The following is a 12,303-nucleotide window of genomic DNA, read 5'->3' as shown; positions in this document are numbered from 1 at the left end:
AGCTGCTTTTTCCATATCATGATCTCGGATAAGTGCCCCTAGTTACTTCACCGTGAAAAAATCTCTTAGTTTCTCTAATGTTTTTTCACCAATCCTGTCTACCTGAAGAAGATCCTCCACAGAACTGAACTTCCCGGTCTTCTCTCGATAAGCCAGGATATTGTCTGCCGTGGATGGGCCGATGCCTGTGACAGACATGAGCTCTTCCCTTGTAGCGGTGTTTAGATTGATCTTGCTCTCTTTTTGATCCCCATGCACATCAGAAGTCATCATGATAATCTCCTCACCTTTTTCTGGGATGTAGAAGGATTCACCGTCTTCTATATGCATTGCTAGATTCACCATACGCAGTTCGGCAGTTTCAGTTCCGCCTCCAGCTTTCAAGTAAAGATCATGAAGTCGTGCGTCACCCTTCATACGATATACACCTGGGCTTAGAACGGCACCTTTGATTTCTACAATAATTTCACGCTCCAGCTCTTCTTTACTTGGAAGATCTGGAGAAATCACTTCAGAGGCATTCTCCGGATCCTCTTCCGCGTATAGATTCTTCTGTTCCAGAGCACAGCCAGAAGACAAAGAAAATAAGAGGAACATCAAAAGTAAAATTAAGCATCTTCGCATGTTTTGTTTACCTCCAGTATTTTAGTCTTTTATATTATGCAGAAGTTTTGATTTTTTATAGAGTTGATTTCAATATTTTGTTATAATTACAACAGCGAGGTGTTAACAAATTGAAACATTACATAAGATTTATGAAGATTTTACTTATTTGGACACTAATTTGTTTATTAGGGCTTCCACTTTGGGAAGTAAAGGCGAGCACAAGTCCCCCTGAAACATTTTCTGAATCCATTGTGGTTCTGGATGTAGCTTCCGGTCAGGTCGTATATGACAAAAATGGTTTAAGCCGTCATATGATTGCTTCCACCACAAAGGTGATGACTGCCTTACTGGCATACGAGAACCTGGAAATGGATCAGATGGTCACCATCGGGCCAAATCCACCTTATGCTCTAGGATCTTCCATGGGTTTTCTGGAAAATGAGGAAATTATGGTGAGTGATCTCCTGTATGCTCTAATTCTGCATTCAGCAAATGATGCGGCAGAAGCACTTGCTGAAGCTGTGGATGGAACTAAAGAGAAGTTTGCTGAGCGAATGACAAAAAGAGCACACGAAATTGGAGCGACGGATACAGTATTCCATAACCCTTCAGGACTTTCTGACTCTGAAAATTTAGAGAACAACAATTATACCACTGCGAAAGATCTGTCTCTCATCATGGCTGAAGTTTTGAAATATGATGAGCTGATTGAACTGGGGCAGAAAAAAAGTCACATGTTCCCTCTCACAAATATTGTTGCTGACTCCAACCGATGGGCAACGAATAAAAATCAGATGCTCTATCCCAATAATAAGTTCTACTATGAACCCATTATATTCGGGAAAACTGGTTGGACACCGGATGCAGGATTCTCATGGACAGCAATTGCAGAGAAGGATGGCAGAAGGCTTGTTGTCACAATGCTTGAAGCACCAAATCAAGCAACTTACTGGCAAGAGTCCAAGGCTCTTCTGGAATGGGCGTTCCAGGAAACAGAAGTGCACAAATTGTATTCGAAAGGTCAACTTCTAGAAAATACCATGCTCAGCAACGGTGAGTCTGTTCCTCTGTTTGCTAAAGACGATTTTTATTATGTCAGTGGTACAGACAATCCGCCGATGCCTGTCATCAACTTTGATGGTTTGGAAATCAGCCAGAACTATAAGGCTGGTGAAACAGTACATGTGGCGAAGGTCACCTTAGGACAGGAGGTCATCGGAGAAATCGAACTTGTCTGTGAAGATAACATTCATCTTATTGCGAGCGAAGGAGAAGAGACGCCAGAAGGAGAAGCAGAAGAATCAAAGAGTTCTATTTTCAGCCATCCCGTTGTTAAAGTTGTCTCCCTGCTGATTTTCAGCATCATCCTCCTCGGATCACTCTTATTCCTTTTAGGGCTGGTTCTAAGAAAACGACGTAGAAGAGTACGGACCCAAAAAATGTCCAATAAGAGATTGCAATATTTGAAACAACTAGAAGAGACCAGAAGAGTCTAAAAAAACCTCCAGATTGAGATGATAAATCATCGTAATCTGGAGGTTTTTAACTGCTCATTTTAGGGAGATATATTTGTGTGTAAAGCTATAAGGCTCCAGATGATGCACCTCACCGAACTGAGCTGAGATATCACAGCTCATATTTTCAAGGCCGATGACATCTGCCAGTACCGTTCGGATTTTTTCTGGTTTCGAGTTCACGAGAATCAGATGGCACTCATCTTCTGTTTTTCGAAGGTAACCAAACATTTCTTCTTGGTAGAATGGGATGAACTCTCCTGAAGTAAGTGTTTCGTGTTTCTTTCTGAGCTGAATCATGGACTGGTAGATGGCAAAGGTGTCGGGAGATTCTTTCCCCCAAGGATAAGGCCCACGGTTAAAAGGATCCGACTCCCCTTCCATTCCAGCCTCATCCCCATAATAGATGCAAGGAACACCAGGGAATGTCAGCAGCATCCCTACGGCGACCTGGAGCTTTCGAACATCTTTGAGCTCTGTCAGTATTCTGCGGGTATCATGAGTACCCAAGTTGTTTAAAGCGGAATAAAGGGCTTCAGGAGGATAGTTTTCTTTAAGAGACATAAACCTCATATAAAGATCTTTTGCCCGCATATGGCCTTTGAGATAGGCTATGACACCATCCTTGAAAGGATAGTTCATGGTTCCATGAAGTTCCTTTCCTAAAAGATACCGCCTTCTTTTGCCATAGGCAATCTTATTGGATGCATCTTCCCATACTTCTCCAAGGAGAACCTGGTCCTCACTTACGGTATCCATGGTTTTTCTGATTTCTTCGATAAACTCATCAGGCATCTCATCGGCAACGTCCAATCTCCATCCGCCAATTCCCATACGGGACCATTTCTCGATGACGCCATCCTTACCGACAATAAAGTTTTTGTAACTGTCTTCGTTCTCGTTCACATTAGGCAGGTCTTTGACACCCCACCAGCTTTCATAATCATGAGGATACTGGAAAAAATTGAACCAAGAGTAATAAGGAGATTCTGTACTTTGTGCTGCACCTACAGAATCATAGGTGCCAAAAGCATTGAAGTATTTGGAGTCTGCCCCCACATGGTTGAAGACACCATCCAGAACAATACGGATTCCTCTTTTCTTTGCTTCCTGAAGGAGTGTTTTAAAGGACTCTTCATCACCAAACATCTCATCAATTTCCATATAATCACCAGTATCGTATTTGTGATTGCTTCTTGCCTTGAATATAGGATTAAGATATATTCCACCAATCCCAAGGGACTCAAGATAATCCAGTTTTTGGAGGACACCTTTGAGATTTCCCCCAAAGAAATCCCACCGAAGAATATTTCCCTGATGGTCTTTGATGTACATGGGGCTGTCATCCCAGGTGGCATAAAGAAAAGAGTTCTTTTTTGGAGAGAGTACTTTTCCGTGTTCCTCCCCATTAAAGAATCTGTCCACAAAAATCTGATAGAAAACGGCATTCTTATACCAAGCAGGAGTACTTTCCTGATAGTTGTGTACCGTGATCTGATAAGGTGTCAATTCCCATCGGTTGTCACGGGCGACAATTTCGCCGCCGATTCCCTGACTGGGTGCACCCAAGTAAACAGTTCTGCGCATGCCATGGTCGTCATAGTTCAGCATAAAGAAATAGAAGCACAGGCCATATTCAGATGAAGAATAGGATGTGGTGAAACTGCTTTCCTGTAGAGAGGACATTTTTATATACTGCTCACCCTGCCCTTCCTTAGAAACAACAAAAGTCACTTCTGGATTCATGGCGTACTCCACAGTGAGTGAAAAATGGATTTCCTGATCTTTCAGCACAGCGCCAAAAGGTTTTTTGTGCTGAATCTGAAATGAATTGTAATGGATGTGAATCTCACGGTATTTCATCATTTTTTCTGAGACTGTATGTCTCTTTCCCCTTATCTCGTTTTAGCTGATATATACAGAAGTCCTGGATTTCTCCAGGACTTCAATTTATATCATCCGATCTTATCTCTCAATGATTCTGGTGTCCCAGATTCCTGAAGCATACTGCATCACAGTAACATCTGCAGAAAACACACCTGATGAGGAGATGTTCTCAATGGACATCTTGTTCCAGGTAAATCTGTCCTGATACAAGGAATCAATTTTCTTCTGGGCATCCACATAGGAATCAAAATCTTTCAGAACAAAGAATTCATCATTATAGTCGATGAGGCTCTTGAAAATGTCGACCCCTTCCACAGGGATTCCTTTGATATGTCCATTTACAAGGCTGTCCAGAACCCGCTTAACGCGGATATCTGATTCGTAAATTTCTCTGGATCTGTACCCGCCGTTTCTGTAGTAGCTCAGAATTTCCTTTTCAGTCATACCGAAGATGACAATATTGGGATCCCCTACTTCTTCCAGAATTTCAACGTTGGCTCCATCTAAGGTAGCAAGAGTGATTGCACCGTTCATCATGAATTTCATGTTGCTGGTACCAGATGCTTCCTTGGTGGTTGTGGAGATCTGCTCGGATACTTCAGATGCAGGAATGATTTTTTCAGCCAAGGTCACTCCATAGTTTTCAAGGAAAACCACTTTGATCAGTCCTTTGACTCTAGGATCATTGTTGATCTGCTGTGCCAAAGCATTGATGAATTTAATGACTTCCTTGGCGTAGTAGTACCCTGGAGCCGCCTTAGCAGCAAAAATATAAGTTTTTGGCACCATATCGAAATTTGGATTTTCCAGTATTTCATGATACTGATGCAGTATATGGAGTGCGTTCAGAAGCTGTCTCTTATAAGCGTGGAGTCTCTTCACGTGCACATCAAATATGGAATTCGGATCCACAATGATGTCATTTTTCTCCTTGATATACTCTGCAAGTTTCTCCTTGTTGTGCTGTTTGATGGTTTCTACTTTTCTCTGAGCTTCCGGATCTCTCTTGTATTTTTTGAAAAGCTTGAGATCCTGGGGATTTCTACGCCAAGATGTACCAATGGTATCATCCAGGAGGGTAGAAAGTTCAGGGTTAGCAAGCATCAGCCATCGTCTGTGGGTAATGCCATTGGTTTTGTTATTGAACTTATAAGGGTACAGCATATAGAAGTCTTTCAGTTCCTGGCTTTTCAAAAGCTCTGTATGGAGCTTTGCAACACCATTGATGCTGTGGGTTCCATGGATACACAGGTGTGCCATTTTTACAAATCCGCCGGATATGATGGCCATCTTTTCCACTTGATCCTGTTGTTCGCCAAATTTGGCGGTAAGGATTTCTCTGAATCTACGGTCGATTTCTTCGATGATGAGGTAGATTCTAGGCAGAAGATCCTTAAAGAGTTCCACAGGCCATTTTTCCAGTGCTTCGCTCATGATGGTATGGTTGGTATAGCTCATGGTGTTTTGTGTAACATGCCACGCTTCATTCCATTCCATACCCTCTTCATCCATAAGGATTCTCATAAGCTCCGGGATGGCTACGGCAGGATGTGTGTCATTGATGTGTACAGCAACAGAGTTATGCAGTTCGGCCAAAGGTCTTCCTGCTTCCTTATGCTGGGTTACAATGCTCTGAAGACCTGCAGAAACAAAGAAATACTCCTGCTTCAGTCTTAAGACTCGGCCCTCGTGGTTGGAATCATCCGGATATAGAACCTCAGAGATGCTTTCAATTTCCCGCTTATTTAGAAGCACTTTATGGAAATTCAGCTCCCCTTTTGGCTCATCTGCATAGTTCGGCACTTCGGCATTCCAGAGTCTTAATGTGTTTACTGTTTTGTTCTCATAGCCGACCAGGGCGGTGTCATAGGGTACAGCCAGCACTTCCTGATAATCTGTATGGATGGGCACCAGTTTCCCGTCATCCGTTGGTTTCATCCATGCATCACCATAAAAGCGGACTTTCACAGCCTTATCGGACTTACGGATTTCCCATACATTGTCATCTCTCAACCAGTTTTCAGGAAGCTCCACCTGATATCCATCTACGATTTTCTGCTGGAACAATCCGTACTTATATCGGATTCCGTTTCCGTTTCCAGGGATACCTGAAGATGCCATGGAGTCCATAAAACAAGCGGCAAGCCTGCCAAGGCCACCATTTCCAAGACCAGGATCCACTTCTACATCTTCTATGGATTTCAAATTCAAGCCCATCTCATTCAGTGCTTCCTGCACTGTGTTCCGGATGCCCAGATTCAGAAGGTTGCTTGCCAGAAGTCTTCCCAGAAGAAACTCTATTGAAAAATAGTATACTTGCTTCTCTCCGTATTTTGTATATCTTGTGGTGGTTTTTGCCCACCCTTCTGAAATATATTCTTTAATCAGATACCCAAGGGTGAAGTACTGCATCTGAATCGTCGCATTCTCCACTTCCTGAGCATAAAGTTTCAGCATTTTCTTCTCAAAGTCCTTTTTGAACTGTTCTTTTGTAATAATCATTCGGTTACTCCTTTTATTGTTTCAGAATGTCCTCAAACAGCTGTCTGTATAGTAGCGCAGAGGATGTCCAGCTGTAATCCATACCCATCCCTTGTGTGATGATGTCATTGAAACTGTTCTTGTCCTGATACGCTTCTAAAGCACGATATACAGCTTGTAGCATATCATAACTGTCATAGTTTGAAAAGGTAAAACCGATTCCCTCACCGGTAAATTTATTGTAAGGTATTACAGTATCTTTTAGACCGCCAGTCTCTCTGACGATAGGCACACTGCCGTAGCGCAGTGCCATAAGCTGTGAGAGACCACAGGGTTCAAACTGCGATGGCATCAGAAAAAAATCTGTAGCCGCATAGATTTTTTGAGCTAGCGTACCATTATAGGTAATATTTGCAGACACTTTATGAGGATACTTGAAACTGAAGTAGCGGAACATATCCTCATAACGCCTTTCTCCTGTTCCAAGCACAACGAGCTGGAGATCATTCTGAAGGAGTTCTTCTATCCGCTCTGCAATGAGATCAAATCCCTTCTGGTCAGTGAGCCTGGAGATGATTCCAAACAGGGGCACATCTTCCCGAACTTCTAATCCCAGTTCCTTTTGAAGGTCCAGTTTGTTCTGGATCTTTCCTTGCAGCTCAGCAGAGGTGAATCCATGAGGAATGTTGGGATCATTGGACGGATCATTGATATCATAATCAATTCCGTTGAGAATGCCTTTCAGCTTATAAGACACTTTCTGCATAACACCATGAAGGCCCTCTCCAAAATACTCCGTCTTAATCTCATCAGCATAAGTGGGGCTCACGGTGGTTACAAGATCCGCATAGTTGATGCCGCCTTTTAGATAATTGACATTCCCATAATACTCGAAACAGAAATCTTGAAGAAGTTCGTTCCCAAGACCAAGGAGATTTCCAAGTACATCTGGAGGATATACGCCCTGAAATCTTAGATTATGGATGGTCAGAACGGTCTTCACTTTCTCAAATGCTTTCTCCCATCGGTATTTCGTACGAAGCAGCACCGGAATGACAGCCGTATGCCAGTCATTGGCATGTAGAACATCCGGAACGAAATCAATTCTGGTCAATATTTCCAAAATTGCTTGTGAGAAAAAGGAGAATCTTTCCCCATCGTCGAAGTAACCATAGGGAGTCTCCCGATGAAAGTAGTACATGTTGTCCAGGAAGTAGTACTCAATTCCTTCGTATTTCAGATATTTTACACCGAGGTACTGTTCTCTCCATCCAACACGGACGGTGGTTTCAAAAAGATGCTCCATCTTATCTGAGAACTCTTTCTTGATGGTTCCATAGTTGGGCATAATGACTCTGCAGTCTTCTCCCATTTTCACCAGTTCTTTTGGAAGTGCATAGGCAACATCAGCCAGTCCTCCTGTTTTTAAAAAGGGATAACATTCTGAAGTCGCAAATAAAATTTTCATGTTTTCCTCCTATAGAACGGAGCCCTTGCTGACCACAAGTGGATTCTTTGGACTTCCCTTCAGTTCAGTTTCACTGGTTAAGATGACCTGCTTGTCCGTAATGACATTTTCCAAACTGCAGTTTTCTCTTACCTCAGAGTTTTGCATAATGATAGAGTCCTTCACAACACTGCCTTTGGCTATATGGACTCTTCTGAAGATAATGGAATTGATAACAGTGCCCTCAATCTTACATCCATTGGCGATGAGAGAGTTCTCTACCTTGCTTTCTGGAGCATAGTAGGTGGGCGTTTCATCTTTTACTTTGGTTTTGATTTTATTCTCTCCAAAGAAAACCTCTTCGATATGATCTTCATCCAGCATATCCATGCTTGCTTCAAAGTAGTTCTCAATGGATCCGATGTTTTTCAGATATCCTTTGAACTCATAGCCACGAACCTTATATTTGGTCACTGCATCGTGCAGTACTTCTGTAAGATAGACATTTTCTCCTGTGGTCACCGCATCAGTGATCATATCTACAAGAAGTTCTTTTTTCACGATAAAGATCTCCATAGAAACTTTTTTCCTTTCGGACAGCATATCAGGTCGTCTGATGTTTTTCCCGAAAGCAGTGACCGAGCCGTATTCATTGGTCGTTACAGTATTGCATCTTTCAAAGCCCAAATCGTCCTCGGCAATATTCTTATAGACAACAGTGATATCGGCTTTGGTGCTCAGGTGATTTTTAAAGACTTCCTTTAAATCAATATTGCATACCATGGACGTTCCCATGATGACCGCATAATCCGCGGAGGCTTCTGTCAAATAATCAATGTTTGAAAAATAGGTGGATAAGTCTCCTCTTAAGGAGCTGTGGATGTCAGGCGTAGAATAAGGAGAGAAGTAGAATACACCTCCTTTTTTGCGGTCTAGGTTCCACTCTTTTCCATTACCGATATGATCCATTAAGGAACGGTATTTATCATTTAAAAAAATACCAACGGTATCGATACCCGCATTCACCAGATTCGATAAGGTGAAGTCAATGAGTCTGTATCTTCCAAGATATGGAACAGATGCCAATGGTCTGTTGATGGTGAGCTGCTTCATGTAATAATCATTTTCTGTGAGGTTTACAACCCCGAATAATTTATTTCTTGGCATATTAGTTCCCTCCCTTGAAGATTTCGTGTTCGCCCACAACGGCGATTTCACCTTTTTCGTCGATGACAGAGTTGTCTGGAATCACTGCATGGGAGCCAATCATGGCCTTCCTGATGACACAATTCTTTCCAATCTTGACATCCTCCATGATGACGGAGTCATAGATTTCTGTCCCTTCGCCCACGATAACCTTTGGTGACAGAATGGATTTTCTGATTTTTCCATGGACAATGCATCCTTCCACCACAAGGGAATCCTTCACATCTGCAGTTTTGGACAGGTATTGTGGAGGCATGGATGGATTTTTGGAGTAGATTTTCCAGGACCTGTCGTTGAGCTGTAGGGTTGAGTCCTGATCCAAAAGATCCATATTCGCTTCCCATAGAGAATCAAGAGTACCTACATCTTTCCAGTATCCTTTGAAGGGATATGCATATACCCTTTCATTTGCATCCAGAAATTCTGGTATTACATTTTTTCCGAAGTCATCCATGTTCTTTCCTGCGTTGATGCTTTCATTCATATACTTTTTCAGCATCTTCCAGTTAAAAATATAAATTCCCATAGAGGCTAAGTTTGATTTTGGATTTGCAGGTTTTTCCTCAAATTCAACGATTTTGAGTTCGCTGTCCGTATTCATAATACCGAATCTTGATGCTTCATCCCAAGGAACTTCAAGGACAGCGATGGTGAGTGCAGCTTCTTTCTCTTTATGGTAATCCAGCATCGCTTCATAATTCATTTTATAGATATGATCTCCAGAAAGAATCAAAATAAAATCTGGATCATAATCTTCGATATAGGAAAAGTTCTGATAGATTGCATGAGCAGTTCCTCTGAACCATTTTTCTTCTGTGGCGCTGGCATAGGGCTGAAGGATGGTGACACCACCAGTGCCGCGGTCCATGTCCCATGGTGCACCAATACCAATATGGGTATTAAGGATCAACGGCTGGTACTGTGTCAGTACACCAACGGTATTCATGTTGGAGTTGGCACAGTTGGAAAGAACGAAATCAATGATTCTGTACTTTCCGCCGAAAGGAACTGCTGGTTTTGCGATATTTTTGGTGAATTTGCCAAGCCTCGTACCTTGCCCCCCTGCAAGAATCATTGCAAGAATTTCTGTTTTCATCATTTGGCCCCCTTTATTCTTTTAGGTTTTATGATAAGAACGGATAATGGAGGTATGGTTACCTCTAGGGAGAAGTCTTTACCGTTCATCATTTCATCTTTTGTCTGATATACATTTTGGGAATAATCCCAAGTTCCACCATATTCTTTCAGCTCTGTATTGAGTATTTCTTCATACTGACCTTCAAACGGAACGCCAACTTTTACCCCCTGTCTCTCCACTGGCACAAAGTTGCAGATGACCAAAAGAAAATCTCTGGTGTTCTTCCCTTTTCGGATAAAGGTAAACAAGCTCTCCTCTTTGTTGTCCGCATCCAGAATATCGATGCCATCATAAGAATTGTCAATCTCATAAAGTGATTTATGGTCTTTATAGATTGTGTTGAGCACTTTTACAAAGTGCTGATGTTTCCGATGGTTTTCATGCTTCAGTCCAATCCATTCCAGACCTTCTCTGAATCTCCACTCCATCCACTGAGCAATCTCATTGCCCATGAAACTGATTTTTTTGCCAGGGTGGCACATCATATAGGTGATTAGAGTCCTGAGACCCCTGAACTTCATGGTTTCATCACCAGGCATCTTATTCAGCAGAGAGTTTTTACCATGGACCACTTCATCGTGGGACATGGGCAGTATAAAATTCTCATTGAAAACGTACATGAAAGAAAAAGTGATCAGGTTATGGTGCTGCTTTCTGTATAATGGATCCAGTTCAAAATATCGGAGGATGTCATTCATCCATCCCATATTCCATTTATGAGTAAATCCAAGACCGCCCTTCTCAATTTCATGAGAAATCAGTGGAAAAGCAGTGCTTTCTTCGGCGATCATCAGTGCAGCGGGATACTCTTCTTTGACGACCGTATTGAGCTTTTTGAGAAAGTCTACGCCTTCCAGGTTTGTGTTCCCACCGTATATATTAGGTGTCCAGGGTCCATCGTCATAATCGAGATAGAGCATTGCAGACACTGCATCTACACGGAGTCCATCTATGTGGAAGAAATCCATCCAGAAGAGAGCATTGGAAATGAGAAAACTGTGGACCTGTGGCTTTCCGTAATCAAAATGGGTGGTTCCCCATCTGTTGTTGGCCGCTTTGTTTGGATCCTGGTATTCATAGGTAGGAGTTCCATCAAAGAGGAGCAGTCCATGGGCATCTCTGCAAAAATGAGCAGGAACCCAATCCATGATGACGCCGATTCCTTCATTATGGCACTCATTTACAAAAGCCATAAGATCTTTAGGATCACCATAACGAGAAGTCATGCTGTAATATCCAGTGATCTGATAGCCCCAAGAATCATCTAAAGGATGTTCCATCAGCGGCATCAGTTCAATGTGTGTGTATCCCATTTCTTTCACATAGGGAATGAGCTCCTTGGTGTATTCTTCAATAGTAAAGAATGTCCCATCCCAATGTCTTTTCCAGGATCCCAGGTGCACTTCATAGATATTCATGGGCTTTTCATTGACGGGCACTCTTTTGCTTCTGCCGCGCCAGTTGCCATCTGTCCATTTGAAGCCATCCAGGTCTTTTACGATGGAAGCGGTTTTTGGTCGAAGTTCGGAGTAAAAGGCATAGGGATCCGCTTTTAAAAATTCATATCCATCGTGTCTTCTGATTCTGTATTTATAAAGTACATTCTCTCCCAGACCTTCTAAAAAACAGGTCCAGATTCCTGTGGAGCCTTGTGGAAACATCTCCTCATAACCCCAATTGTTAAAGTCTCCAGCAAGGGTCACATTCTGTGCGTTCGGTGCCCAAACTGTAAATTGGACCCCTTTTTTTCCTTCAAATTCGATGAGATGTGCGCCCATAAATTCATAGGCCCTTCTGTGGTTTCCAGTGTTGAACAGATAGTGGTTGAATTCCGTGTTTAATACCTTGTTTGGATCGTCTTTTGTCTTTGTCATAGTTTCCTCCCATGTATTGAATACAGTACTATTATCAGCACTCGAATTTTGCTTTCTGATTCAGTTGAAGTAATCACGCAAAAAAACTATGTGATAATGTGAGAATATTTACTATTTTCTATTTATAATATACCATAATTCCACTGCTTC

General features: G+C 42.2%; 8 protein-coding genes. 1 reads left to right on the top strand and 7 read right to left on the bottom strand.

From position 1 onward, the window contains the following. Positions 1–42: 42 nt before the first annotated feature. The gene (locus tag T487_RS0107330; protein WP_162178235.1) at positions 43–597 is read right to left on the bottom strand and encodes a helix-hairpin-helix domain-containing protein; all 555 of its coding nucleotides are present in this window, start codon (positions 595–597) and stop codon (positions 43–45) included. A 158-nt stretch (positions 598–755) separates the two neighbouring features. Here T487_RS0107330 and T487_RS0107325 point away from each other — a divergent pair, with 158 nt between their 5' ends. Beyond that, complete coding sequence (locus tag T487_RS0107325) at positions 756–2,102, top strand: D-alanyl-D-alanine carboxypeptidase family protein (RefSeq protein ID WP_162178234.1); 1,347 nt, start codon at positions 756–758, stop codon at positions 2,100–2,102. A gap of 54 nt (positions 2,103–2,156) precedes the next feature. Here the strand turns inward: T487_RS0107325 and T487_RS0107320 are convergent, their stop codons facing one another. The 6 genes from T487_RS0107320 to glgB form a co-directional block, all read right to left on the bottom strand. Further along, positions 2,157–3,986 (bottom strand): glycoside hydrolase family 13 protein, encoded by a 1,830-nt coding sequence (locus T487_RS0107320; protein ID WP_074542639.1) that lies wholly within the window; start codon positions 3,984–3,986, stop codon positions 2,157–2,159. Between the two features lie 99 nt (positions 3,987–4,085). Further along, positions 4,086–6,509 (bottom strand): glycogen/starch/alpha-glucan phosphorylase, encoded by a 2,424-nt coding sequence (locus T487_RS0107315; RefSeq protein WP_031575941.1) that lies wholly within the window; start codon positions 6,507–6,509, stop codon positions 4,086–4,088. Between the two features lie 13 nt (positions 6,510–6,522). After that, positions 6,523–7,956, bottom strand: coding sequence for a glycogen synthase GlgA (glgA, locus tag T487_RS0107310; RefSeq protein ID WP_031575939.1), 1,434 nt, complete (start codon positions 7,954–7,956; stop codon positions 6,523–6,525). Positions 7,957–7,965: 9 nt separating this feature from the next. Beyond that, positions 7,966–9,102, bottom strand: a complete 1,137-nt coding sequence (gene glgD, locus T487_RS0107305) for a glucose-1-phosphate adenylyltransferase subunit GlgD (RefSeq protein ID WP_031575936.1) — start codon at positions 9,100–9,102, stop codon at positions 7,966–7,968. 1 nt (position 9,103) lies between these two features. Further along, positions 9,104–10,240, bottom strand: a complete 1,137-nt coding sequence (locus T487_RS0107300; RefSeq protein ID WP_176758089.1) for a glucose-1-phosphate adenylyltransferase — start codon at positions 10,238–10,240, stop codon at positions 9,104–9,106. Beyond that, positions 10,237–12,153 carry a 1,4-alpha-glucan branching protein GlgB gene (gene glgB / locus T487_RS0107295; protein ID WP_031575931.1) on the bottom strand — a complete coding sequence of 639 codons (1,917 nt, stop codon included), beginning with the start codon at positions 12,151–12,153 and terminating at the stop codon, positions 10,237–10,239. Before glgB ends, T487_RS0107300 begins: the two co-directional genes overlap by 4 nt. Positions 12,154–12,303 lie beyond the last annotated feature (150 nt).

Source organism: Proteiniclasticum ruminis DSM 24773 (assembly GCF_000701905.1).
Taxonomy (GTDB): Bacteria; Bacillota; Clostridia; order Clostridiales; family Clostridiaceae; genus Proteiniclasticum; species Proteiniclasticum ruminis.
The sequence above is the reverse complement of the archived record's forward strand: the minus strand, read 5'-3'. Positions and strand labels throughout refer to the sequence as shown.